The 25975-nt window shown below is 37.1% G+C and carries 18 protein-coding genes and 2 pseudogenes; 16 read left to right on the top strand and 4 right to left on the bottom strand.

Translation table 11 applies throughout. The annotated features are described in order from the left end of the window. Positions 1 to 66: 66 nt before the first annotated feature. From rseP to lacD, 8 genes are all read left to right on the top strand, one after another. Positions 67 to 1335, top strand: a complete 1269-nt coding sequence (gene rseP, locus P3T75_RS07830; RefSeq protein WP_282461272.1) for an RIP metalloprotease RseP — start codon at positions 67 to 69, stop codon at positions 1333 to 1335. A 111-nt stretch (positions 1336 to 1446) separates the two neighbouring features. Continuing rightward, positions 1447 to 5796, top strand: coding sequence for a PolC-type DNA polymerase III (locus tag P3T75_RS07825; protein WP_282461271.1), 4350 nt, complete (start codon positions 1447 to 1449; stop codon positions 5794 to 5796). A gap of 240 nt (positions 5797 to 6036) precedes the next feature. Beyond that, positions 6037 to 6792, top strand: a complete 756-nt coding sequence (locus P3T75_RS07820; protein WP_206905755.1) for a DeoR/GlpR family DNA-binding transcription regulator — start codon at positions 6037 to 6039, stop codon at positions 6790 to 6792. A gap of 173 nt (positions 6793 to 6965) precedes the next feature. Continuing rightward, the gene (locus P3T75_RS07815) at positions 6966 to 7724 is read left to right on the top strand and encodes a DeoR/GlpR family DNA-binding transcription regulator (RefSeq protein WP_282461270.1); all 759 of its coding nucleotides are present in this window, start codon (positions 6966 to 6968) and stop codon (positions 7722 to 7724) included. A gap of 11 nt (positions 7725 to 7735) precedes the next feature. Further along, entirely contained in the window at positions 7736 to 8164 is a 429-nt protein-coding gene (lacA, locus tag P3T75_RS07810) for a galactose-6-phosphate isomerase subunit LacA (RefSeq protein ID WP_206903552.1), read from the top strand. A 15-nt stretch (positions 8165 to 8179) separates the two neighbouring features. Further along, a complete protein-coding gene (gene lacB / locus P3T75_RS07805) occupies positions 8180 to 8695 on the top strand; it encodes a galactose-6-phosphate isomerase subunit LacB (protein WP_230711247.1) in 516 nt (171 codons plus the stop codon). 32 nt (positions 8696 to 8727) lie between these two features. Then, positions 8728 to 9660: a tagatose-6-phosphate kinase gene (locus tag P3T75_RS07800; RefSeq protein WP_282461269.1), complete on the top strand. Its 933-nt coding sequence runs from the start codon at positions 8728 to 8730 to the stop codon at positions 9658 to 9660. 23 nt (positions 9661 to 9683) lie between these two features. Further along, a complete protein-coding gene (gene lacD / locus P3T75_RS07795) occupies positions 9684 to 10655 on the top strand; it encodes a tagatose-bisphosphate aldolase (RefSeq protein WP_230708532.1) in 972 nt (323 codons plus the stop codon). A gap of 143 nt (positions 10656 to 10798) precedes the next feature. Here the strand turns inward: lacD and rlmD are convergent. After that, a pseudogene (gene rlmD, locus P3T75_RS07790) lies at positions 10799 to 12171 on the bottom strand (23S rRNA (uracil(1939)-C(5))-methyltransferase RlmD). A 202-nt stretch (positions 12172 to 12373) separates the two neighbouring features. On the opposite strand from rlmD, the gene recX reads away from it, so the two are divergent. The 4 genes from recX to P3T75_RS07770 all read left to right on the top strand — a co-directional run bounded on the left by recX (position 12374) and on the right by P3T75_RS07770 (position 16010). Continuing rightward, the gene (recX, locus tag P3T75_RS07785) at positions 12374 to 13162 is read left to right on the top strand and encodes a recombination regulator RecX (protein ID WP_282461268.1); all 789 of its coding nucleotides are present in this window, start codon (positions 12374 to 12376) and stop codon (positions 13160 to 13162) included. Continuing rightward, positions 13146 to 14291 (top strand): A/G-specific adenine glycosylase, encoded by a 1146-nt coding sequence (mutY, locus tag P3T75_RS07780; RefSeq protein ID WP_282461267.1) that lies wholly within the window; start codon positions 13146 to 13148, stop codon positions 14289 to 14291. Before recX ends, mutY begins: the two co-directional genes overlap by 17 nt. Before the next feature lie 103 nt (positions 14292 to 14394). Then, positions 14395 to 14928 (top strand): nucleoside tri-diphosphate phosphatase, encoded by a 534-nt coding sequence (gene ntdP / locus P3T75_RS07775; protein WP_071864770.1) that lies wholly within the window; start codon positions 14395 to 14397, stop codon positions 14926 to 14928. A 101-nt stretch (positions 14929 to 15029) separates the two neighbouring features. Next, positions 15030 to 16010 (top strand): N-acetylmuramoyl-L-alanine amidase, encoded by a 981-nt coding sequence (locus P3T75_RS07770; RefSeq protein WP_282461266.1) that lies wholly within the window; start codon positions 15030 to 15032, stop codon positions 16008 to 16010. Positions 16011 to 16131: 121 nt separating this feature from the next. Here the strand turns inward: P3T75_RS07770 and P3T75_RS07765 are convergent, their stop codons facing one another. After that, complete coding sequence (locus P3T75_RS07765; protein ID WP_206903971.1) at positions 16132 to 16572, bottom strand: GNAT family N-acetyltransferase; 441 nt, start codon at positions 16570 to 16572, stop codon at positions 16132 to 16134. 166 nt (positions 16573 to 16738) lie between these two features. Here P3T75_RS07765 and P3T75_RS07760 point away from each other — a divergent pair. From P3T75_RS07760 to P3T75_RS07745, 4 genes and pseudogenes are all read left to right on the top strand, one after another. Continuing rightward, positions 16739 to 17871: pseudogene (locus P3T75_RS07760) on the top strand (AI-2E family transporter). Positions 17872 to 17977: 106 nt separating this feature from the next. Further along, positions 17978 to 19351, top strand: a complete 1374-nt coding sequence (locus P3T75_RS07755) for a hemolysin family protein (protein ID WP_206903973.1) — start codon at positions 17978 to 17980, stop codon at positions 19349 to 19351. A gap of 162 nt (positions 19352 to 19513) precedes the next feature. Further along, positions 19514 to 21094 (top strand): peptide chain release factor 3, encoded by a 1581-nt coding sequence (locus tag P3T75_RS07750; RefSeq protein WP_206903974.1) that lies wholly within the window; start codon positions 19514 to 19516, stop codon positions 21092 to 21094. Positions 21095 to 21308: 214 nt separating this feature from the next. After that, positions 21309 to 22760: a helix-turn-helix domain-containing protein gene (locus P3T75_RS07745; RefSeq protein WP_230708522.1), complete on the top strand. Its 1452-nt coding sequence runs from the start codon at positions 21309 to 21311 to the stop codon at positions 22758 to 22760. Positions 22761 to 22924: 164 nt separating this feature from the next. On the opposite strand, the gene P3T75_RS07740 is transcribed toward P3T75_RS07745, so the two are convergent. After that, positions 22925 to 23242: a DUF1827 family protein gene (locus tag P3T75_RS07740; protein WP_206903976.1), complete on the bottom strand. Its 318-nt coding sequence runs from the start codon at positions 23240 to 23242 to the stop codon at positions 22925 to 22927. A gap of 202 nt (positions 23243 to 23444) precedes the next feature. Then, entirely contained in the window at positions 23445 to 25703 is a 2259-nt protein-coding gene (locus P3T75_RS07735; protein ID WP_282462585.1) for an ATP-dependent Clp protease ATP-binding subunit, read from the bottom strand. Between the last annotated feature and the right edge of the window lie 272 nt (positions 25704 to 25975).

Genomic DNA, 25975 nt, shown 5'->3' with positions numbered 1-25975 from the left:
TAGCACAGTTTACGTATGTAAGTAGTTTTTTAGTAAAAAAAGCTATGAATGAAGGGAAGACAGAACATGAAGACACTTATTACATTTATTATCGTGTTTAGTGTAATTGTTATTATACACGAATTTGGTCATTATTTTTTTGCAAAACGAGCGGGGATTTTAGTGCGAGAATTTGCGATTGGAATGGGACCAAAAATTTGGGGACATCAAGGTAAAGATGGGACTACGTTTACCTTGCGGGCATTGCCAATTGGCGGATATGTACGAATGGCTGGCAATGGCGAAGATGAAGTAGAATTAACTCCAGGAATGCCAATTGGTTTGGTATTAGATGAAAAAGGGGAAGTGACTCAAATCAATACCAGTAGTAAAGTGCAATTGGTAAATGCTTTTCCTTTTGAATTAGCTGAATTTGATTTAGAAGACAAATTGTTCGTTTCAGGATATCAAAATGGTGATGAGAGCCAATTGGTAACATATGATGTTTTGCACGATGCCACGATTATAGAATCTGATGGTGTTGAAGTGCGCATTGCACCGCGAGATGTCCAGTTTCAATCGGCAAAGTTATGGCAGCGCATGTTGACTAACTTTGCTGGCCCGATGAATAACTTTTTGTTGGCGATTGTTTTGTTTATTGTTATCACCTTTATTCAAGGGGGCGTAGCAATAACCAATACAAATAAAATTGGCGCAATTAGTGAAAATTCACCAGCGCAAACAGCTAAGTTAAAAGAAGGCGATGCCATTCAAAGTATTGATGGGCAGAAAATTTCTTCTTGGGATGATTTAACAGCTGCTATTACAGGCAGTAAAAAATCAGTTTTGAATTTTACCGTCAAAAGAGAAAATGAAACATTTACTACACAAGTAAAACCGGAAAAAGAAGAAGTTGACGGACAAAAAGTGGTGCGAATTGGGGTACAAGTACCAATGGATACTAGTTTTTTAGGCAAATTCACAGGAGGCATTAAACAAGCTGCGAATAGTTCAGTTCAATTACTGCGCGCGTTAGGTAATTTGATTGCTAAACCAGATATTAATAAACTGGGTGGACCAGTTGCGATGTTTCAAATGTCTTCTGAAGCTGCGAAGCAAGGTCCGCTGACCGTCATGGTTTTAATGGCCGTTATCTCCATGAACCTTGGCGTAATGAATTTATTGCCTATTCCAGCCTTGGATGGTGGAAAAATTGTGTTGAATGTTATCGAAGGACTACGAGGAAAACCCTTAAGTCAAGAAAAAGAAGGAATTTTAACCTTAATTGGTTTTGGTTTCTTATTACTGTTAATGGTACTTGTGACTTGGAATGATATTCAACGTTGGTTCTTTTAAAAAAAACGTCCAAACAGTTTTGAATTGTTTGGCGTTTTTTACTTCGTGCAATAATTTAAAATATAGCTTATACTATTTCAGGTATCTTTAAGCAAGAAGGGGGAAGATTTTTTGGCAAATGGAAATGAACGTTTTGCAATTTTATTAGAGCAAATCGATTTGGCGCCAGAACAAAGGCAGCATCCCTTATTAAAAGACGGCGAAATCACGGAGGTTATCGTCCATCGGAAGTCGCGTGTCTGGGAATTCACTTTATCTATAGCAGAGCTTTTACCGGCTGCACTCTATCAAAATATATGGCAAAAACTGCAATTAGCTTTTAATGAAATTGCACAAGTTAAATTGCATATCAATACCGCAAAAAATGAATTTGATGAGACGCTTTTACAAGAATATTGGACGTTGGCTATGCAGCAAAATTGTAGTACTAAAGCGGTTGAACAAGCAGTAAAAGGACAAATGCCCTTTAAAGAAAACAACAAAATTATTTTGCCAGTAGTCAATGAAGCTGTAATTTCTTATTTGACTAGTGAATACTTACCAAAAATGGAAATGAGTTACCAAGACTTTGGGTTTCCTAAATTTCGCATTGAGCCGCGCTTTGATGAGGCAAAAGGGGCACAAGCATTGCAAGAAATGGCACAAAGGCAAGAAGTGCAACATGCGCAATTAATGCAACAAGCTCAAGAGAATATGGCCATACATGTTCAAAAGAAAAAACAAGAAAAAAATCCAGCTGCAGGGCCACTTGTTTTAGGCCGCAATATTCCAAGTGATGAGCCTATCACACCTATGGTTAACATTATTGAAGAAGAACGACGCGTTACTTTTGAAGGTTTTGTTTTTGATGCCGAAGTGCGGGAACTACGTACAAAACGTAAATTACTGACAATAAAAGTCACGGATTATACGTCTTCTTTTATTGTAAAAAAATTCTCAAATGGAGAAAAAGATGAACAAATTTTTGAAGCTTTAACAAAAGGCAAATGGCTAAAAATTAGAGGGAGTATTCAAGAAGACACCTTCCAAAGAGATTTGGTAATGATCGCCCAAGATATAGCTGAGGTCAAGCATGATCCTCGTAAAGATTATGCACCAGAAGACGAAAAGCGTGTGGAGTTGCATATGCATTCGAATATGAGTACCATGGATGCGACAAATAGCGTCTCTGATTTAGTTGCTCAAGCAGGAAAATGGGGCCATCGCGGGATTGCAATTACCGATCACGGTGGTGCCCAAGGATTCCCAGATGCTTATCATGCAGGGGAAAAAGCAGGGGTGAAAGTTTTATATGGCGTGGAAGCCTATGTGGTGGATGACGGTGTACCGGTGGCTTATAATCCAGCCCATGTTTCGTTAACCGATGCAACCTATGTTGTTTTTGACGTGGAAACGACCGGTTTATCTGCAGTTTATGATACGATTATTGAATTAGCAGCTGTAAAAATGCACAAGGGAAATGTCATTGCTACTTTTGATGAATTCATTGATCCTGGCCACCCTTTGTCTAAAACGACAGTAGATTTGACGGGTATCACCGATGAAATGGTACGAGGATCAAAACCTGAAAAAGAAGTTATGGCACTCTTTACGGAGTTTGCCAAAGACAGTGTTTTGGTTGCCCATAATGCTTCTTTTGATATGGGGTTTATTAATACAACTTATAAACGCCTAGAGATGCCAGAAGCTGTTAATCCAGTTATTGATACCTTAGAGTTGGCACGTTATTTGTACCCGGAATTTAAACGATTTGGTTTAGGTGTTTTAACGAAAAAATTTGGTGTTGGTTTAGAACAGCATCACCGGGCGATTTATGATTCAGAAGCTACGGGGCACTTGGCTTGGATTTTTGTTAAAGAGGCAATGGAAAAACACGACATGCATTATCACGAGGATTTAAACCGGCATGTTGGTGGAGAGAATTCATTTAAAGCTGCCAGACCTTTTCATGCAACTATCTTAGCGCAAACGCAAGCAGGGCTAAAAAATCTCTTCAAATTAATTTCAATGGGAAATGTAAAATATTTTCATGGTGGTGTGCCCCGCATTCCGCGCTCAGAAATTTCAAAACTACGAGAAGGTTTGCTACTAGGAACAGCCTGTGATAAAGGCGAAGTATTCGTTGCGATGATGCAAAAAGGTGTCGATGAAGCAAAAGAGAGAGCGAAATTTTACGATTACATCGAAGTCATGCCAAAAGCAGTTTATGCTCCTTTGATTGAGCAAGAGTTAGTTAAAAACGAAGCTGATTTAGAAGAAATTATCCGCAATTTAGTAGCGATTGGGCATGAACTAGATAAACCAGTTGTGGCAACGGGTAACGTCCATTATTTAAATGAAGAAGATGGTATTTACCGTAAAATTTTGATCAACTCACAAGGTGGTGCCAATCCGTTAAATCGGCACAGTTTGCCAGACGTTCATTTTCGAACAACCGATGAAATGTTGACTGCTTTTCAGTTTTTAGGTCCAGAAACCGCTAAAGAAATTGTGGTGGAAAATCCTAACAAGTTATTGGATTCCTGTGAAAAAGTAATACCTGTCAAAGATAAACTTTACACGCCTAAAATTCCCGGTTCAGAAGATGAAATTACTAATTTAAGTTATAATCGCGCCAAGGAATTGTATGGGGATCCTTTACCAGATATTGTAGAAAAACGATTGGAAAAAGAATTGAAATCAATTATCGGTAATGGGTTTTCCGTGATTTACTTGATTTCACAAAAATTAGTGCATAAAAGTAATGAAGACGGCTATTTGGTTGGTTCCAGAGGGTCGGTTGGCTCCAGTTTTGTTGCCACTATGACCGGGATTACCGAGGTAAATCCTTTGGCTCCGCATTATTATTGTCCAAATTGTCAGTACTCGGAATTTTATGAAGATGGGTCCTATGGCTCGGGCTTTGATATGCCGGAAAAAGCTTGTCCAAAATGTGGTACGCGGCTAAATAAAGACGGCCATGATATTCCCTTTGAAACTTTCTTAGGTTTTAAAGGAGATAAAGTTCCCGATATTGATCTGAACTTTTCCGGAGAATATCAACCAGAGGCTCATAATTATACAAAAGTTTTGTTTGGTGAAGATTATGTTTATCGGGCTGGTACAATCGGTACAGTAGCTGATAAGACAGCCTATGGTTTTGTGAAGGGTTATGAAAGAGATCACAACATGCAATTGCGGGCGGCTGAAATCGATCGGCTCGCACAAGGGGCAACTGGTGTGAAACGAACTACCGGTCAGCATCCGGGGGGGATTATTGTAATTCCTGATTATATGGATGTTTATGATTTTACCCCGATTCAATATCCTGCTGATGATTTAAACGCGGAATGGAAGACAACCCACTTTGATTTTCACTCCATTCATGACAATATTTTAAAACTGGATATTCTCGGCCATGATGATCCTACTGTTATTCGAATGTTGCAAGATTTATCTGGTATTGATCCTAAAACAATTCCAACCGATGATCCAAATGTCATGCGCATTTTTGACGGTCCGGATGTTTTAGGTGTGACAGAGGAACAAATTTTCTCTCGAACCGGCACGTTAGGTATTCCTGAATTTGGGACGCGTTTTGTACGGGGGATGTTAGAAGAAACGCATCCCGCTACTTTTGCTGAATTGTTACAAATTTCTGGGCTATCCCACGGGACCGATGTCTGGTTGGGCAATGCAGAAGAATTAATTCGTCAAGGGCAAGCAACTTTAGCAGAGGTAATTGGTTGTCGTGATGATATCATGGTTTATCTAATGCATGCCGGCCTTGAAAGTGGTATGGCGTTTAAGATTATGGAAACAGTACGTAAAGGACAATGGAATAAAATTCCTGATGATTTGCGGGAGACGTATCTTGCAGCTATGCGGGAAAATAACGTGCCTGATTGGTATATTGATTCTTGTTCAAAAATTAAATACATGTTCCCCAAAGCCCATGCGGCAGCTTATGTATTGATGGCGTTGCGGGTAGCTTACTTCAAAGTTTACTATCCAATTTTATATTACTGTGCCTATTTCTCAGTACGAGCAGATGACTTTGACTTAGTGTCTATGACCCGAGGAAAAGACGCTGTTAAAGATCGGATGAAAGAGATAACTGATAAAGGTTTGGAAGCCTCCACTAAAGAAAAGAATATGTTGACCGTTTTGGAATTAGCAAATGAGATGTTAGAACGTGGCCTAGAATTTGGCATGATTGATTTGTATAAATCAGATGCAGTGAATTTTGTCATTGAAGATAACAAATTAATTGCACCATTTCGAGCTGTACCAAGTTTGGGTATCAACGTAGCCAAACAAATTGTTGAAGCCCGTAAAGATGGTCCGTTTCTTTCCAAAGAAGATTTAGCAAACCGTGGGAAAGTATCCAAGACCTTGATTGAATATATGTCTGAAAATGGTGTTTTAAAAGATTTACCTGATGAAAATCAATTGTCTTTATTTGATTCTATGTTTGATTAAATTAAATCTGAACTAAAGGTATCTACCTTTGGTTCAGATTTTTTCTATACTAAAAAATGGCAAAGAAAAATTTAGTGCCAAAAGTAATTTGTGGTAAATTTTTGCTAAAAATTTTTCAACTGTTTCTTTGTTGATTTTTTTGATTACGGCACATTATTTAGCGATAAAAACTATCAATCTCAATTAAAATAGCGTAATATTATTTAAAAGTAGTAATGTTTTACGGAAAGGGGATTGCAGATGTTAAAAGAAGAACGTTTTAATGCAATCGTATCATTAGTTGATGAAAAAGGAACCATTCGGGTAGCTGATATTGTAGAGCGCTTGAATGTCTCAGATATGACAGTGCGGCGAGATTTGACAGAATTGGAAGAGCAAGGCCGTTTAAAACGTGTCCATGGTGGTGCCAAGACTGTTCATACTTATCGGCAAGAAGAATTATCCCATTCTGATAAACAAATTATCAATATGACCGAAAAAAAAGCAATTGCCCAAAAGGCACTAGAATTAATTAAAGAAGATGAAACGATTTTTCTAGGTCCGGGTACCACCATCGAAGTCTTAGCTCAATTAATTCAGCATAACTCACTACGGGTAGTTACAAATTGTCTACCAGTTTTTGAAACACTTAGTAAAAAACAGGGAAATTTGAAAGTATATTTAATTGGTGGCGAAATGCGGATGCGCACGCGGTCATTTTTTGGTGAAATCGCGAATATCGCTTTAGCTGACATGCATTTTCATAAGAGTTTTTTTAGTTGTAACGCACTAAAAGAAGATAAAATTATGACAGCTACCATCGAAGAAGGCCAAACACAGTTAATCGCATTGCAAAATTCTTTTGCCCGCTATTTACTAATGGATACTTCAAAAATTGATAAAGAAGACTTCTATACTTTTTATCGCTTAAAAGATGTGAGTGCTGTTATCACAAATCAAGACGAATACAATAGCAGTCAAATCTTTGAAGATAAGGTTTCTGTTATCAAAGGCTGACAAAACGAAAGCCTGAAACAAACACTTGTAGTGCTACAAGTGTTTGTTTTTTTGTTTCTGTACAAAAATGATACCGTTTAATAAAAAATAAACGCAAAAAATAAAACAACAACCCAATAAAAGTGTTGAAAAATGTTTGTAAATGTTTTATTATAACGAAGGAAGGTGATGAGATGCTCAAAACAAAACGCCAACAAGCGATTATTGAATTGTGTGAAGTGCATGGTGTGGTGACGGTGAAATTTATTCAGGAACAATTGAAAGTTTCTGATATGACGATTCGCCGTGATTTAGATGAATTGGCTTCTCAAAACCGATTGATTCGGGTTCACGGGGGCGCTAAAAGTCTCGACTTTGAAAATGAACGTCCAGTTGAGTTATCCCACGGTGAAAAAAAGCAACTTCATAGTCGTGAGAAAGAATATATTGCCCAACAAGCAGCAGCGGCAATTCAAGAAAATGATACTATTTTTCTTGGGCCGGGTACGACAATTGAGTTAATGACAAAATATTTACCGGCCAAACATTTACGCGTTATTACCAATAGTCTTCCAGTTTTTAATTTGTTAACGGCAAATGAAAAACATGATTTATACTTAATCGGGGGAGAATATCGCAATATTACCGGTGCTTTCGTTGGCTCCATTGCCAATGAAACAATCCAAAAATTAAGTATTCAAAAAGCATTTGTGGGTGTCAATGGTATTACAGAAGAATATGTATCTACCTTTAGTATCGAAGAAGGAAAGTTTCAACAACTGGTGCTAGACAAAGCCCAACAAAAATTTTTGGTTGCCGATGCGAATAAGTTTAACCATAGTGATTTTTATAATTTTTATAGTTTGAAAGAAATTAATGCTTTGTATACCGATGACACAATTAGTGACAGTGTAAAAAATCACTATGGGCAATATACGAATATTATTCATTAAGGGGAGATAAAATGCGGGTTGTATTAGGTTCAGATGCACAGGCAAAGAAATTGAAGGATGTTATCAAAGAGTATTTAGTTGGCGAAGGTTTTGAAGTCGTGGATAAAACAGAAACACCAGCCGCAGATTTCATTGATTCAACTTTAGCTATCGCAAATGATATTAAAGAAAACGAAGGCTCAATGGGAATTGCTTTTGATGGTTACGGTGCGGGGAGTTTTATGGTAGCCACAAAAGTTAAAGGCATGGTCGCTGCAGAAGTTTCAGACGAACGTTCTGCATACATGACTAGAGAACACAACAATGCCCGTATGATTACGATTGGTTCAGAAATTGTCGGTGAAGAGTTGGCAAAAAATATTGTCAAAGAATTTTTATCTGCTCACTATGACGGTGGCCGTCATCAAATTCGCGTGGATATGTTAAATAAAATGGCGTAAAAGGAGGAATGAATAATGAAAATTGCCATTGGTTGTGACCACATTGTCACAGATACAAAAATCGCAGTTTCTGATTTTTTGAAAAGTAAAGGTTATGAAGTAATAGATTGTGGCACGTATGATTTTACCCGGACCCATTATCCAATTTACGGTAAACGCGTCGGAGAAGCAGTAGCAAGCGGGGCTGCAGACCTTGGTGTGACGATTTGTGGTACCGGCGTTGGGATCACAAACTCTGTCAATAAAGTGCCCGGTGTACGTGCTGCCCTAGTGCGGGACATGACGACTGCCATTTATTCAAAAGAACAATTAAATGCCAATGTAATTGGTTTTGGTGGAAAAATTACTGGTGAATTTTTAATCAATGATATTATTGAAGCTTTCATTAAAGCAGAATACAAAGAAACACCAGAAAACAAAGCGTTAATTGAAAAAATTAATGCCGTTGAAGGACCAAAACCAGAACAAGCAGATGCGCATTACTTCGATGAATTTTTAGCAAAATGGGATCGTGGCGAATATCACGATTAATAATTGATTAAAAAATAAATGGAGGGATTGCTATGATCGTAACGATTACGATGAACCCATCGATTGATATCTCGTATCCCCTTGAAACGTTTAAACTGGACACAGTCAATCGTGTAACAAACGTAAGAAAAACTGCTGGCGGTAAGGGGCTAAACGTAACCCGCGTTTTAAAACAACTAGGAGACGATGTCACAGCCAGTGGTCTATTAGGTGGTTTTTTAGGCGAGAGTATCAAAAAAGATTTAGATGAGGTCAATATTGCCCATTCTTTTAGCCAAATTAATGGTGAAACTAGAAACTGTATTGCCGTCTTACATGAAGGGATGCAAACAGAGATTTTAGAAAGTGGACCAGTTATTTCAGCCGCAGAAGCAGAAGTCTTTTTAACTCATTTTGCTGATTTGGTGAATAAAGCCAGTATCTTATCTTTTTCTGGCAGTTTGCCAGCCGGCTTGCCAAAAGATTTTTACGCTAAAATGATCGCTATTTGTAACAAAAATAACAAGCCCGTCATTTTAGACTGTTCTGGGGAATCGTTAAAATTAGTGCTAGAAAGTGACGCAAAACCACTATTGATTAAACCTAATACAGAAGAGTTAGCCGATTTATTAGGAAAAGAAGTTCCTGATGATATTGATACTTTAAAAGAAACGCTACAAGATGAATTGTTTGCTGGGATTGAATGGATTGTTGTTTCGATGGGAGCAAAAGGAGCCTTTGCAAAACATCATGACAAGTTTTATCGTGTTGAAATTCCAAAAATTGATGTTGTCAATCCAGTTGGTTCAGGGGACTCTACTGTTGCCGGCTTGACATCTGCAATAAACAACGGTGATTCAGATAGTGATATCTTGAAAAAAGCCAATGTTTTGGGTATGCTTAATGCGCAAGAAGCTGTAACGGGGCACGTTAATTTGGATAATTATCAAAAATTATTCGATCAATTAAAAGTGTCTTTAGTATAGAAAAATTTTAGGAGGAATATACAATGACAACAGAAGCAAAAAAAGCCTTTATCAAACAATTAAGTGACAAAAATGGTGTGATCTCTGCCCTTGCGATCGACCAACGTGGTGCTTTAAAGAAAATGATTAATAAATACCAAGATACACAAGCACAAGCAGTTCAAATCGAAGACTTCAAAAAAATCGTGTCTTCTGAATTAACCCAATATGCTTCATCTATTTTATTAGACCCAGAATATGGCTTACCAGCTGCTAAAGTTCGCGACGAAAACGCAGGGTTATTGTTGGCCTATGAAAAAACAGGCTACGATGCTTCAACCCCAGGACGCTTGCCAGACATTTTGTCTATCTGGTCAGTGAAACGTCTAAAAGAAGCAGGCGCAGACGCATGTAAATTCTTACTTTACTACGATGTAGATGAAAGTGATGAAATCAACGATCAAAAGAAAGCCTTCATGGAACGAATTGGCTCTGAATGTGCCGCAGAAGATTTGCCATTCTTCTTGGAATTGGTTTCTTATGATGCCAATGATGCGGATGCCAGCACCAAAGAATACGCGGTTAAAAAACCACATAAAGTTATCGAAATGATGAAAGAATTTTCAAAACCACGTTATGGCGTTGATGTTTTAAAAATGGAAGTTCCGGTTAATATGAACTATGTAGAAGGTTATGCAAAAGGTGAAGTGGCGTATACAAAAGCAGAAGCTATGGCTTACTTCAAAGAACAATCAGAAGCAACTGACTTACCATTTATCTTCTTATCAGCTGGTGTTACAGCTGAATTGTTCCAAGAAACATTGAAATTCGCTAAAGAAGCAGGCTCAACATTTAACGGTGTTTTATGTGGTCGCGCGACTTGGGCAAACGGCGTAGAACCTTTTATCACAGGTGGAGAAGATGCAGCTAGAGAATGGATGCAAACACAAGGCCGTAAAAATATTGAAGAATTAAACGAAGTACTCCAAGCAACTGCAACACCGGTTAAATTATAATTTTATCAACTTTTAGAACCGTCATTTTGGCGGTTTTTTTTTCTGCATAAAAAAAGCGAGACTAAATTCGGATTACGACATTTAGTCTCGCTTCTTTAAATAGTTTCTGGTTGGTTATTCTGTTTATTCAATTAGGATAAAGGCTATTTTTTTGTCATTTTTACCACGACTTCACAACGAGCTGTTTGTGGGAACATGTCGACAGATTGTAAATAATGAATATTATAAACCTGAGCCAAACTAACTAAATCTCTGGCCAGAGTCGAAACATTACACGAAACATAGACGAGTTTTTTTACTGGTTGTTGTGTTAACGCGCGTAATAATTTTTGATCTAATCCAGTTCGGGGGGGATCGACCACGATTGCATCGGGTTGAAACCCAGCTTTTAACCATTTTGGTAAAAGCTCTTCAGCTGTGCCGGTTTCATAATGCGTGTTCGTAACCCCTAAGCGTTTGGCATTCCGTTTGGCATCTTCAATCGCTTGTGGGATGGTGTCCATGCCCCGGACTTCTTTGGCGATTTTAGCCATGGATAATCCGATAGTTCCTACACCGCAATAAGCATCCACTAACGTTTCTTGCGGTGATAGTGCTAAAGCACGCCGGGCTTCAGCGTATAAAATTTTTGTTTGGTAGGGATTTAATTGGAAAAAAGCTCGCGCTGATAAATCAAATTTTAAATCATCTAATGCTTCAGCGATACTTTCTTTTCCCCATAAGAGTTCAGTTGTATCCCCCATAACCAAAGAAGTCTTCTTATTTTGTACATTTTGCATGATAGAAACAATTTGGGGCACACGTTGCGTCAATTCGCGAATTAAACTATTTTTTGGGGTAATTTATTCGTGTGGGTAATCAAGACGAGTTGAATTTCGCCAGTTTTAATTCCTTTACGTACCATTAATGTTTTTAAAATACCACTATTTTTCTTTTCGTCATAAATAGGGATTTGATATTTGTTAATGAGTTGGACAGCAGTATTGATGAGTGTTTGGGTATCTGGTTCTTGGACAATACAATTATCAATTGCTACTAAGTTATGGGAGGCAGTTTCATAAAGACCAGCCTCTGCTTTTTGTTTTTTAAAATTATAACGTAATTGAAACTGTGCTTTATTGCGATAGCGCCATGGCTCTTGCATCCCAATGGTTTCTTTTAACTCGTAATTTTTATAGCCAGCTGGTTTAAACTTCGTTAAAGCTTGCTGCAATAAATCGCGTTTAAAATCTAATTGTTTATTATATGATAGGTGCTGTAATTGACAGCCGCCACAACGATCATAAAAAACACAAGGAGCAGTAATGCGATCTGGGCTTTTTTTGATTATTTGAATAATCTGCGCTTCAGCAAACTTTGCAGTGACGTTGGTAATTTTGGCTTGGATCTTTTCACCGGGTAAAGCTTTGGGGATAAAAATAATTAAACGTCTGAAATATGCAATTCCTTCGCCGTTAATGCCTAGACGCTTAATCGTGACGTTGATTTTTTGACCATTTTTCACAACTTGTTCCATAAAAGACTCCTTGTTTTAGCGGTAAAAATAAGCTCCGCGTTTCTGTTGGTTTTTACTGTAGTTATCTTAACACACTAATTCATGAAACAAAACAATCCAGAAAGCTTTGGCCCCACGGTATTTTGTGATACACTACAAACGTACATTCGCTTGTTAATTTGTAGAGTTGACCTGATAAAATATTGAAAGAGGAGGCGTCTGTATGCTTACCGTTGCAAAAGTAGCCAAGGCAAAACATGGTTTTTATGAAGTCGAATTATCAGACGGCAATTCACTAAGAGTCTCAGAAGATTTATTAATCAAATTCCGCTTATTAAAGGGAATGGAATTAGATGAAAAAGATGTTGAAGAGATAAAAAAAAATGCCTATTACGATATCGGTGTTCAATTTGCGCTAAATTATATTAGTTACCAGTTGCGTTCTGAAAAAGAAGTGCGCAGTTACTTAAAGGAACGTGAAATTCCAAGTTTTGATCGAGAAAAAATCATTCGTCATTTAAAAGACTTAAGTGTGCTCGATGATAAAGTCTATGGTGAGAGTTATGTTCGGACACAAATGCGACTAAGTGATAAAGGTCCCAGTGTATTAAAACAGCAGTTGCAACAAAAAGGGTTAAAACCAGAAGTAATTGACGCTGCACTTAGTCTTTATAATGAGAAAATACAGTTTTCAGTAGCCCAGCGTGCTGCTGAAAAGGCTCTTAAGAAAATCCACAATAAAAGTTTCAAGGAAACAAAACAAAAATTACAGCTTTCCTTAAGACAAAAAGGTTTCAGTGGCGATGTAGCATCAGCTGTATTGGATAGTCTAGAATTAGAGATGGATGAAGAAACAGAAATAGAAGCCCTAAAAAAAGCTGGTGAGAAACTGTGGCGGCGTCATCAAAATAAAGCGCCCCACATTCGTAATCAAAAAATTAAACAAAGTCTTTATCAAAAGGGTTTTGCATTAGAGGAGATTCAGCAGTTTATCGATGAGCAGACAGAATGAGTACTTAAATGAAAAGCAAATAAAAAAGCTTCAAACAGACTTTATCTCGTGGTATGAAAATGAGCGACGCAACTTGCCATGGCGGCAGACAAATGATCCGTATTTTATTTGGATTTCAGAAATTATGTTGCAACAGACCCGAGTGGATACGGTAATTGCCTATTTTTATCGGTTTACAAAAAAATATCCCACAATAAAAGCATTAGCCCAAAGCGATGAACAAGAACTTTTAAAAGTTTGGGAGGGACTGGGGTATTATTCTAGAGCACGTAATTTAAAAAACGCGGCCCAACAAATTATGACAGAATTTGACGGTGTCTTTCCAAGCGACATTGAAGCTATTCGTTCATTAAAAGGAATTGGACCGTATACCGCCGGTGCGATTGCCAGCATCGCTTTTCAAAAAGCAGAACCGGCAATTGACGGCAATGCAATGCGTGTAATCAGTCGCTTGTACGGTGTCGACTCAGATATTGCCAAACCAGCTAGTCGCAAGATTTTTGATGAAATTTTGCGTAAACTGATCCCAACCAGTGCACCAGGAGATTTTAATCAGGCTTTGATGGATCTTGGATCAGGGGTTTGTACGCCTAAAAAGCCAGAGTGTCTTAGTTGTCCTTTAAAAAACTTTTGCTTTTCCTATAAAACACAGCAACAAGAAAAATTTCCTGTTAAAACTAAAGCTGCTAAACCAAAAGACGTATATTACGTTGCCGTTGCCATTGTTAATGATAGTGGAGAATATCTTTTAGTACAGCGGCCTGATGAAGGACTCTTAGCAAAAATGTGGACATTTCCTTTAATTGAAGTAAGTCGGCAAGACTTTGAAATGGCACAAAAAAACTTTGCAAAAAATGCTACCCCTATTGATCTTTTTAGTGTGGCAGAAGAGGTGCCGCTACCAGCCAGCTTGCCGCAAGATGTCGTTTGGCAAAAACGACATTTAGGAGAAATCAAACATATTTTTAGTCATTTAAAATGGCATGTATTGCTTTTTTATGGCGTAGCCCAATCAAATTTTGCCAAGCCTTTAAGGGGGCGATTTGTCCCGATCAAAGAGTTTAGCACCTATGTATTCCCGAAACCGCAGCAAAAGTTAGTAGGCCTATTGGAAAAAAGCAAACAGTGAATAAACATTTCTAGTCAAGCTTTGTTTTTATTGCTATAATAATTACGATGTCGGTGTAAAACATACCCAACATACCATCACGGTTAAAAGGGAAGGTTAGAGTATGCAAATTCCAAAAGAAGGCGAGTTTGTAACAATCCAAAGTTATAAACATGATGGCAATTTGCACCGTACGTGGCGAGATACAATGGTTTTAAAAACCAGCGAATATTCGATGATTGGCGTAAATGACCATACATTGGTGACAGAGTCTGACGGTAGACGATGGGTGACTAGAGAACCTGCAATCGTTTATTTTCATAAGAAGTGTTGGTTCAACGTCATTGCCATGATTCGCGAAAAAGGTGTCTCTTATTATTGTAATCTAGCTTCACCTTATTTATTAGATGAGGAGGCCTTGAAGTATATTGATTATGATCTTGATATCAAGGTTTTTCCTGATGGTGAAAAGCGGCTACTAGATGTGGATGAATATGAGCAACATAGTAAACTCATGCATTATCCCAAAGACGTTGATTATATTTTAAAAGAAAACGTCAAAATATTAGTGGATTGGATTAATAATGGTAAAGGTCCTTTTTCAGAAGGCTATATCGATATTTGGTATGACCGCTACAAGCAATTGTCACGAAAATAAAAAAACTATCCTGCATTTTTGTGTGGGATAGTTTTTTTAGGCTCATTTAAGTAAATTAAGGTACAATAAAGATATCAAATAAATCACAGGTTGGATAATAGATGAAACGAAAAATTAAGTTTACAATCATCATTTTAGTAATCGCCATAATCAGCGCTGGAGCTCTAATTGGACAATATAATATAAAAAGTGAAGCACAGCCAACAGTGAAGAAAAAAGAACAAGAGTCTTTTGTTACGATTGTAGATTCTAACCCGTTAACCGTAAGCACAAAAAAAGTGCAAGTTTATGTTGATCCGGCGTTATACAGTACCACCGCTGAAACGGCAAATGACTATGTTGCCTTAAAAGAGTCCCCCAACGCAAAAAGTGCGACTTTAGTTAATTTGTACCGCGGAGAATGGGGCGTATATTTAGCAAGTCAAAATGATTGGATTAAAATCAATAGCAATGACGGAAAAATCGGATGGTTAAAAAAAGAAAACACCCAAATTATGACCAGTACACGTAAAGTGAAACCGACATTAACGCAATTTAAAGTGGTCTTGGATGCCGGTCATGGTGGAATTGACACTGGTGCAGAAAGTGACGATGGTACACTTACTGAAAAAGAATTAACACTTCAGACCGTAAAAAAAATTGGTGCGGCTTTAGAAAAAATCGGTGTTAGCGTTGCGTATACCCGGACCCAAGACAACTATTTGGCGTTGGAAGATATTACCAAAAAATCAATGGCAGAAAGTGCGGATCTATTTATCAGTATTCATTATGACAAATACGACTATGATAACGGCATGAATGGACAAACGACCTACTATTACTATCAAGATGATAAATTTGCCGCAACGAGTATTAATACAGCGCTTCAAAAAAATTTAGCCTTGAATAATAACGGCATTAGGCTGGGCAATTACTTTGTGTTACGCCAGTCTAATCGTCCCAGTCTATTATTAGAATTGGGCTATTTAAACAGCGACAGTGATTTAGCACTAATCAAGCAAGCAGACTTTCAAGACAAAGTAGCTACAGGGATTGTAGCTGGTATTCAGACTTACGGTAATGAACTGAATTTGAACCAATAAACAAAAGCCCAAAGAAATAGTAACTGTTTTAACAACTACTGTTTCTTTGGGCTTTTTAGTCTATATGCAAGCTTGTCGTATTAAATTTTTGCAAGATCAACTTGATTAAATAAACTAGATTTTAGTCTGCTAATTTTTTTATCATGGTGACGTGTTTAATGCCTGCTTCTGTAAAAGGTTCCCCGGTCGCCTTAAAACCCATTTCTTGGTAAAAAGCGCGTGCTTGCCACTGTGAGCCTAAAGTAATTTCTTTAAAATCATGTTCTTTTGCAAAATCTTCTGCCCCTTGTAACAAAATTTTTCCTAAACCTTTACCCCGATATTCTTTTAGCACAGCCATGCGTTGTACTTTTACTGTAGTATCATCTAGTGGCAAAAGACGGACGGTTGCCAGTGGTTTTTTTTGGTCATCATATAAGACAAAATGGATTGCATAGGCTTCGTTACCATCAATTTCAATGGATAAAGGAACTTTTTGTTCTTTTACAAAAACTTGGTTACGGATTTTCACCGCAGCTAAATAAATCTCACTCATAGTATCTCTAGTTTGGAGGATACGCAAAAAAATCGCCTTCTTTCAATATTTTTCCAATTCTTGCAAAAATAATTGCAAATACCCTTGTTTTAAGTTTGCAAGTCAGTTATTTTTTGATAAGATTAGTAACAACTAAAATTAAAACAGAATGACGAAATTGTAAACTGTTTTGTTTAGCTGAAGGAGTGATAATTTGTTAGAAAAACTAAAAAATTCAAAAATCATGTTTTGGTCATTAGAATTACTAATTTTGGCTACCTTGATTTTTGTTTCAACCAAAATTGATTTTATTTTTAAACCAATTGGAACTTTTTTCTCAACCCTTTTTGCACCAGTTCTAATTGCGGGGTTTTTGTATTATTTATTAAACCCAATTGTGAACTTATTGGAAAAAGAGTCAAACTAAAACGAATTTATGGAATTATTTTAGTTTTTATTCTTTTAATCGGTGCGTTGGTCTTAATTATCGGTAGCGTTATTCCAAGTCTTGTCAGCCAAATTACTTCGTTGGCTGAAAGTATCCCTTCATTTATTGCAAGTGTGGAGGACTGGATCAGAGAAATGGCACGTAGTCCGTTTTTCAAACAAATCGATCTGCAAGCGCAATTTGATAAATTGGACATTTCCTATGGTACGATTATTCAACGCTTTTTAAGTAGCCTTTCCAATAGTATCGGTTCAATTGTTGGTCAAGTCGCAAATGCCACAATGATTATTGTAACTGCGCCCTTTATTTTATTTTACATGTTAAAAGACGGAAATCGTTTGGTGCCAAATATTCAACGTTTCTTTCCCGTTAATCGGCGCCAGCAAATTGTGGATCTCTTAGGAAAGTTAAATTATACCTTATCGAAATATATTAGCGGACAAGCCATTGAATGTGTTTTTGTTGCTACATTTACTTTTATCGGGTATTTGGTCATCGGGGTGGATTACGCCTTCTTATTTGGTGTGATTGCAGGGGTCACCAACTTAATTCCTTACTTGGGTCCTTATTTAGGGCTGATGCCAGCTGTTTTAGTGACTGTTTTTGATTCACCACTAAAAGCATTGCTGTGTTGTGTTGTCGTCTTAATTGTACAACAATTAGATGGAAATATTATTTATCCTAACGTAATTGGAAAAACATTGTCCATTCATCCTTTGACGATTATTTTAGTTTTATTAGTAGCCGGAAACATTGCAGGGTTATTAGGGATTTTCTTAGGGGTGCCATTTTACGCTGTGTGCCGGGTTTTAGTCACCTTTATTGTGAAGTTAGTGAAAGAAGATAAAAAAATCCATGAGGATGAATTAGTAAAAGATGAGATACAACAAACGGAGTAGTATTGTTTTTATTGCAAAGAATTTACCTTTGTGATACGATTTTAGCGTGGCATTTGCCACGCTTTTTTTCTATTTAAACATGAAAATATAAGGAGAGAAAGAAATTATGAATTCTGACCCCGAGAGTCAGTCGCTGATCGCCCAGTTTTTATTATTAATTGTTTTAACGCTGATTAATGCCTTTTTGGCTGCTTCAGAAATTGCCGTTGTGTCAATTAACAAAAACCGGGTGGAACAAAAAGCTGAAGAAGGCAATGTCAAGTCGCAAAAATTACTCAAAATATTGGAAAACCCAACTAACTTTTTATCCACCATCCAAGTGGGGATTACGTTAGTAAATATTTTATCAGGGGCATCCTTAGCTGACACGCTATCTAGCCGTCTGGCACCTGTTTTAGGTGGTGGAGCTGCCGCTAAAAGTATTGCCAATATTATCGTTTTAGCGATTTTAACTTATGTGTCCATCGTTTTTGGGGAATTATACCCTAAGCGAATTGCCTTAAATAAATCAGAAGAAGTTGCGACTTTTACTTCTGGTGTTATCCGTGTCATTGGCACAATCGCAAAACCTTTTGTGTGGTTATTATCGGCGTCAACCAGTCTATTGGCAAAAATTACGCCGATGGATTTTGATGATGAAGACTCAAAAATGACCCGCGATGAAATGCGTTATATGTTGGAAACAGAAGGTGTTTTAGAAGAAGACGAATTGGAAATGTTACAAGGGGTCTTTTCACTAGATACAAAAGTGGCGCGCGAAGTCATGGTACCTAGAACAGACGCTTTTATGGTAGACATTAATGATCCAATCGCTGAAATTGTCACTGACGTGTTATCAGAAAATTATTCCCGTATTCCAGTCTATGATGAAGATAAGGACAAAGTAATTGGTGTCTTGCATACTAAGAATCTTTTGAAAGCGGCTTATCAATTTGGCTTTGAAAATATTGATATGCATAAGATTTTACAAGAGCCTTTATTTGTACCAGAAACAGTTTTTATTGACGACTTATTATATGAATTGAAAAAGACCCGTAACCAAATGGCGATTCTTTTAGATGAGTATGGTGGTATGGTAGGGGTTGTGACATTAGAAGACTTGTTGGAAGAAATCGTAGGTGAAATTGACGATGAAACCGATGAAGTAGAAAAACTATATGAACAAGTAAATGATCATGAATATATTATTCAAGGTCGCATGCTAATTGATGAGTTTAACGAAGCCTTTGACACGGACTTGCATATGAGTGATGTGGATACAATGGCTGGATACCTAATCACAGCTTTGGGAACTATTCCAGATGAAGGTGAGAAACTTTCTTTTGAAGTGGACAACTTGACTCTGATTTCTGAAGAGATGGAAGGTTCACGTGTGTTGAAAATCCGCGTTATTTTCCGCGACCCGGAAATTGAAGTTCAACCAGAGGAAGAAAGACGTCATTTTCGTAAAGAGTTTGAAGATGACGAGCCAAGACGTTAAAAAGTGGAGGTGATGTGCTGAAATTTTGGCACATCACTTTTTTATCGTTTATGAAATTTTCATTCCATGCTATACTAGCATAGTTGTTTACTATTACCCTAAGCCAAAATACAAGTTAATGGCTACTGCCATTTTTAATTTTACGAAATAAAGGAGAACACAATGGATAACCCAAATTTACGAAAAGAAGTCGATAGCCGACGCACGTTTGCAATTATTTCCCACCCGGATGCGGGGAAAACAACAATTACCGAACAATTATTACTTTTTGGTGGTGCCATTCGCCAAGCAGGGACTGTTAAAGGAAAAAAAACAGGTAATTTTGCCAAATCTGACTGGATGGAAATTGAAAAACAACGGGGGATTTCCGTTACAAGTTCTGTGATGCAGTTTGATTACGATGATAAACGTGTGAACATCTTAGACACACCCGGACATGAAGATTTCTCTGAGGATACGTATCGGACATTGATGGCGGTGGATAGTGCTGTTATGGTTATTGATAGTGCCAAAGGGATTGAAGCACAAACCAAAAAATTATTTCAAGTGGTAAAAAAACGAGGAATCCCGATCTTCACTTTTATTAACAAATTAGACCGTGATGGCCGTGAACCACTGGAATTACTAGAAGAATTAGAAGATTTATTACAAATTGAATCATTTCCAATGAACTGGCCAATTGGGATGGGAAAAGGTTTAGAAGGTTTATACGATATTTATAATGAGCGGATTGAATTGTATCGACCAGAAAATTACGGTGGAAAACGTTTAATTCCTCTAGATGAAGAAGGCGAAATTCCAGCAGACCACCCTTTTCGTGGCAGTGGTCAGTATGACCAAGTCTTAGAAGAAGTTGAATTAGTTAAAGAAGCCGGCGATAGCTTTGATCGCAAAAAAATCGCCAGTGGCAAACAAACTCCTGTCTTCTTCGGTTCAGCTTTAACTAATTTTGGTGTTCAAACTTTCTTAGAAACATTTTTAGAATTTGCGCCATCTCCTTATGCCCATAAAACCGAAGAAGGAGATGAAGTCAGTCCATATGAGCCAGAATTTTCCGGTTTTGTCTTCAAAATTCAAGCGAATATGAATCCAGCTCACCGTGACCGGATTGCATTCGTTAGAATTTGTTCAGGAACCTTTGTTCGCGGGATGGACATCACCTTAGAACGTACTGGTAAAAAAATGAAATTAAGCAATGTTACTCAATTTATGGCAGATGCTAGAGAAAATATCCAAGAAGCTGTTGCTGGCGATATTATCGGGGTTTATGATACTGGTAATTATCAAATTGGCGATACGCTTTATGAAGGAAAATTAAAAGTTGCGTATGAAGAGTTGCCATCATTTACGCCAGAGCTATTTATGAAAGTACAAGCCAAAAATGTGATGAAACAAAAATCATTTCATAAAGGCATTCAACAATTGGTGCAAGAAGGCGCTATTCAAATGTACCGTACTTATTTAACTGACGAATATGTCATTGGTGCGGTGGGCCAATTGCAATTTGAAGTTTTCCAATATCGGATGAAAAACGAATACAATGCCGAAGTTGTTATGACACCGATGGGACATAAGATCGCTCGCTGGATCGATCCTGCCCAACTTGATGAAAAAATGAGCTCTAGTAGAAATATTTTGGCTCGTGACCGTTTTGATCAACCTTTATTCTTATTTGAAAATCAATTTGCGATGCGCTGGTTTGCTGATAAGTATCCGGATGTGGAATTAAAGAGCTTGATGTAAGTGATAAAAATAGACACCTTACTTAAAAAAGTAGGGTGTCTATTTATTTAATAACAATATTTTCATCTAAAGCAATAAGTTTATTTGTAAATAAAACCCAAAAATTATGCTAGTAATCAATTGAAATTGAGAATTTTTTTTTGAAATATAATCGCCTAGCCAAAGATTATTCCTTTGTGCTATTATGAAGTATAAACTCAAAAGGGGAAGTAAGATGTTAGAAAATATTTTGTTAGACGATCCAGCTCAAAATAAATTGATGCTCTTTAAGCACATGCTAGAACTTGATCGCGGTTTATACCCAATTCATTATTTTGAAAAATACACTGGTTTTTCTCATATTAAAACAGCTAATCTGCTAAACCAAATGAATCAAGATTTAAAAGACTTAGAAACTGGATATGTGTTGTTTACAGAAAAAGAAAAAGTACAAATCGATGGGAATTTACCCAAATTTCACAGCTATCAACAGTTTCTTTTTCAAAGTAGTGTACCTTATCGCGTCTTAGTGGCTACCTTGCTTCAACCGGAAATGGATTTAAAAGATTTTGGGCAACAAACAAATTTAAGTCAATCTTCTTTAATGCGGCGACTAAAACCCTTAGTTGCTTATTTAAAAGATAAAGGAATTCGATTAAATTGTCTACAAATGGAAGTGACTGGACGAGAAGCGCTGGTACGAATTATGTACTTCAATTTTTTGTGGATGGTGGATTTTGGCACAGAATTATTCCAGCATTTTGAAATTCTAAATGTTGATTTGAATGCGTTGTTTGATGAAGATGACTTAGCTTTTCTAAAATACGTAGAACAACGGGAATTTACGGTCTATCAAGCGATTAGTTTGTTACGGACTCAACTAGGCTATTATGTCGACGAACCAGAGATTAACCATTATTTCTATCCAACAACAATTAATGGCCGCTTTAAACAAAAGCTAGCGCAAAGTGGTGTAGCTGAAACATACCAAGAAAGAGAAGCTAATTTTGTGTCTTATATGATTTTTTATTGGCCACAGTATTTTTCAGAAGATGATCCCCGTCTGTCTTTTGTACGGAAAAATTATAAGAACCTGACAACTTCAAAGGAAAAGGCAAAAGTCTTTTTTGATAAAATGCTGCCCTATTTCCAAAGCTTTTCCCGTAGCAAGCAGGAATTAATTCTGCTAAATTATCAAACGATTTTTCTACGCCAAGAATTATTTGACGGTAAAGCACCGAAAAATCTAGATTTCATTTTGGAAAGCTTGAAAATTCAACATCCCAATTATGAAATTTTACATGGACATATTGCCAGTGCAATAGAAGCAGAGGAAAGCGCTGATTTAATTAATCTTTTAACTTTAGTCAGCTTGCCACAAGTTGAACGCAGTGAGAAGACAGAAAAGATTAAAGTAGGAATTATTGGCTTTCCTAACCACTTCTTATTATATTCTTTGATTAATCGTATCGAGGACTTGCCATTTGTCGAATATTCTTTAATGAATACCGCATCTAAAGAAAAATACGACGCAGTAATTACATGTTCTAACTCGCTCGTTCCGTTAGAGAACTCAAATTACTGGATTGTTGAAGGTGAAGATTCTTTTGATGCAACAGATGATTTTCTATTTCATATTTTTAAAGAAAGACAAAAAGATCAAAAAGTTCATTTGAATATTGGTTAAAGCTAACCCGTAAAGATCTGCCCTGTCTAAAACTTAGGTAAAAAGGGATGTTGGAAAATTCAGAATTACTGAAAAACTTTAGAGAGGCTCTTAACGAGTTATGGGTCAGCTATATAAAAAAATCTGGGATAAAAAGGCAACGTGGCTTTTTATCCCAGATTTTTTTATGATGCATTGTTACTTAGTTGGTTTGTTTTAATTGAAATTTCTACAAGACCTGGTAGCTCAATTTGGGTAATTGTATCAGGCTCATAACTGCCAGAGGGCATTTTTTTCAAAAAGTATTCTTTTACTTCATTAATTTCACGTTCGTTAAGGTTGCGCTTTTTATTAATCAGCAAAATTTCGTTATGATGCGGGGCAACTGTATAAACGATGGTCGAATTGCCCGCCGTATAAACTTTCACCAATTCGGCGTCCGTATTTTCTAACTGATTGCGTACCAAACGCGAATGGCTATTGGTAACGTTGATTAATTTCATCTGGTTCACTCCTTCAAGGCAAGTTTGAACTAACTCAATTATTATTATACGGTTCCGGACTTATTTAGCAAAGTGATTACACTTGAAAAATCAAACAAAATTTGTTAATTTTGGTAGTTTTCTAAACTATTTTTTTGTATATGAGCTAAAAGCAGAGGTCTAACTTTTATTAAAAGTTAGACCTCTGCTTTTGTTAATTTAATTATTCTTCTTTTGTTTTGTCTTGATTACTTAAATCTTCTTTTGAATCTTTTGTCTCATTAACCTGTAAGGCGGTAACTTCAATTTTACCGTCTTTGGTTAAGTGGGCAGTGAGTTCTTTAACTGTTGGATGATCTAAGAAGTATTCGGCAATGCCATCTTCAATTTGATCTTGAATAGTACGACGTAATGGGCGAGCACCCATTGCAGGGTTATACCCCAAGTCGACTAATTTTTCTTCTACATCTTTTGGTACAGTGATGTGTAAGTGTTGTACAGCCAGCATATCGTTTACTTCATTTAACATTAAGTCGACAATGTGAAGTAAATTGTCTTTAGTTAAAGCTTTGAATTCGATAATACCGTCAAAACGGTTCAAAAATTCAGGTGAGAAGTAATTGTTTAATTGATTTAAGACAGAACGTGTCACGCCTTCTCTGGTTGCGCCAAAACCAACGCTGGCTTCGACATTACCTGTGCCGGCATTACTTGTCATAATAATCAATGTATCTTTGAAGCTAACTGTTCGCCCTTGGGCATCGGTTAGACGTCCATCGTCTAAAATTTGCAAGAACATGTGCAAAACATCTGGATGGGCTTTTTCGATTTCATCTAACAAAATCAAGCTGTAAGGATTACGACGAACTTTTTCTGTTAATTGACCAGCTTCTTCATAGCCAACATAGCCTGGAGGAGAACCGATTAATTTAGCCACACTATGTTTTTCCATGTACTCAGACATATCAAAACGAATCATAGAATCTTCAGAACCAAACATTTCATAAGCTAATTGTTTTGCTAATTCAGTTTTACCAACACCAGTTGGTCCAACGAATAGAAAAGAGCCGATTGGACGATTTTTCTTGCCCAAACCAACACGATTACGGCGGATAGCCTTAGCAACTTTATCAATTGCTTCATCTTGACCAATAACATGTTCTTTTAAATCATGGCCGAGATTTTTCAATTGTGTTTGTTCTTTTTCTTTTAATTCGCCAACGGGAATACCCGTACGTTCTTCAACAATTTGTTCCATATCTTTTTCAGAGATGGTAGGTGTTTCTTCATCGCTGATTTGTTTATTTTTCATTTCTTCTAATTTATTGATTTGATCGCGATAATACGCTGCTTTTTCAAAATCTTCTTCCTTAGAAGCTTGTTGTTTTTGTGCTTCGGCATCCGCCAGCTTTTTCTCAATGGCTTTTGGATCAACTAATTGAATCGTTAAGTTTTTCTTGGAACCTGATTCATCTAATAAATCAATTGCTTTATCAGGTAAAAAGCGATCTTGGATATAACGATTTGAAAGGATAGCCGCCGCTTTGATTGCATCATCGGTATATTTTACATGGTGATAATCTTCATAACGTGGTTGCAAACCTTTCAAAATTGCGATGGTTTCTTCAACGGAAGGTTCATCTACTCGAACTGGTTGCATCCGACGTTCTAAAGCAGCGTCTTTTTCAATGATGCGGTACTCGTTTAAAGTAGTAGCACCAACCATTTGCAATTCTCCTCGAGCTAAAGCTGGTTTCAAGATATTGCCTGCGTCCATATTGCCATCACCAGCCGCACCGGCACCAACAATTTCGTGTACTTCATCAATGAACAAGATAACATTTTCAGCTTGTTTAATTTCATCGATTAACTTTTGCATCCGTTCTTCAAATTGCCCTCTTATACCTGTTCCTTGAACTAGAGAGGCTACGTCTAAACGGATAACTTCTTTATCAAGAAGTTTTTGTGGAACATCGCCGTCGACGATCTTTTGAGCCAAGCCTTCAACGACAGCCGTTTTACCCACACCGGGTTCCCCGATTAAAACAGGGTTATTTTTTGTTCGACGATTTAAAATTTCAATAACACGTTTAATTTCTTCGTCACGACCGACAACTGGATCGATATCACCATTACGGGCTTGTTCAGTGATGTTGATGCCATATTCACCTAAAAGACCGTTAGCTCCTTGGTTTTGGCGAGGAGGTTGTCCGCCGTTAAAGTTATTGCCACCACCAAATTGCGTAGGGGGCGTTTGTTCACCAGCATTTCTTGGTTGCATTTGTTGCGACATTTGACGGAATAAATCGTCAAGACTTCCAAAGCCAAATGGATCTTGGGCCATCATACTTGTTTGACTACCAGTTTGATTTTTTAGTTTTTGGTAGCAGCTTTGACAGTAGTCCAGTTGCTTTCTTTGGCCATTTACATTTGCGTATAAATGAATGGTTGCTTCATTTTTGCCACAGTTTTGACAAAGCATAAATAATTCACGACCTTTCATGGATTTACTTACATTTATTATTGTAACGCGCTTTTTTTAATCAGTAAAAAGATACACCTAAAAAGCGAGGTCTAGTCAAAGTTATCTTTGACCTTTATTGACCATAACTGTATTATACTAAATTTATTTATTGGTGCAAGTAATTTGTCTGATTTGAAAATCAGTGACTTTTTTTCATTTTGTTGCTGGATTAAATATTTTTTTAGTATAAATGCCCAATAACTTGCCTCAAAAAGATTGGAATAGAAATT

The sequence above is a fragment of the Enterococcus montenegrensis genome, from assembly GCF_029983095.1.
Taxonomy (GTDB): domain Bacteria; phylum Bacillota; class Bacilli; order Lactobacillales; family Enterococcaceae; genus Enterococcus_C; species Enterococcus_C montenegrensis.
The sequence above is the reverse complement of the archived record's forward strand: the minus strand, read 5'-3'. Positions and strand labels throughout refer to the sequence as shown.

Coding starts and splice junctions, on each gene's coding strand:
- lacD (WP_230708532.1), top strand. CDS start 9,684: ATGACAACAGAAGCAAAAAAAGCCTTTATCAAACAATTAAGTGACAAA.
- P3T75_RS07815 (WP_282461270.1), top strand. CDS start 6,966: ATGCTCAAAACAAAACGCCAACAAGCGATTATTGAATTGTGTGAAGTG.
- P3T75_RS07740 (WP_206903976.1), bottom strand. CDS start 23,242: ATGAAATTAATCAACGTTACCAATAGCCATTCGCGTTTGGTACGCAAT.
- P3T75_RS07735 (WP_282462585.1), bottom strand. CDS start 25,703: ATGCTTTGTCAAAACTGTGGCAAAAATGAAGCAACCATTCATTTATAC.
- rseP (WP_282461272.1), top strand. CDS start 67: ATGAAGACACTTATTACATTTATTATCGTGTTTAGTGTAATTGTTATT.
- mutY (WP_282461267.1), top strand. CDS start 13,146: ATGAGCAGACAGAATGAGTACTTAAATGAAAAGCAAATAAAAAAGCTT.
- P3T75_RS07820 (WP_206905755.1), top strand. CDS start 6,037: ATGTTAAAAGAAGAACGTTTTAATGCAATCGTATCATTAGTTGATGAA.
- P3T75_RS07770 (WP_282461266.1), top strand. CDS start 15,030: ATGAAACGAAAAATTAAGTTTACAATCATCATTTTAGTAATCGCCATA.
- lacA (WP_206903552.1), top strand. CDS start 7,736: ATGCGGGTTGTATTAGGTTCAGATGCACAGGCAAAGAAATTGAAGGAT.
- recX (WP_282461268.1), top strand. CDS start 12,374: ATGCTTACCGTTGCAAAAGTAGCCAAGGCAAAACATGGTTTTTATGAA.
- P3T75_RS07800 (WP_282461269.1), top strand. CDS start 8,728: ATGATCGTAACGATTACGATGAACCCATCGATTGATATCTCGTATCCC.
- P3T75_RS07750 (WP_206903974.1), top strand. CDS start 19,514: ATGGATAACCCAAATTTACGAAAAGAAGTCGATAGCCGACGCACGTTT.
- P3T75_RS07755 (WP_206903973.1), top strand. CDS start 17,978: ATGAATTCTGACCCCGAGAGTCAGTCGCTGATCGCCCAGTTTTTATTA.
- lacB (WP_230711247.1), top strand. CDS start 8,180: ATGAAAATTGCCATTGGTTGTGACCACATTGTCACAGATACAAAAATC.
- P3T75_RS07745 (WP_230708522.1), top strand. CDS start 21,309: ATGTTAGAAAATATTTTGTTAGACGATCCAGCTCAAAATAAATTGATG.
- ntdP (WP_071864770.1), top strand. CDS start 14,395: ATGCAAATTCCAAAAGAAGGCGAGTTTGTAACAATCCAAAGTTATAAA.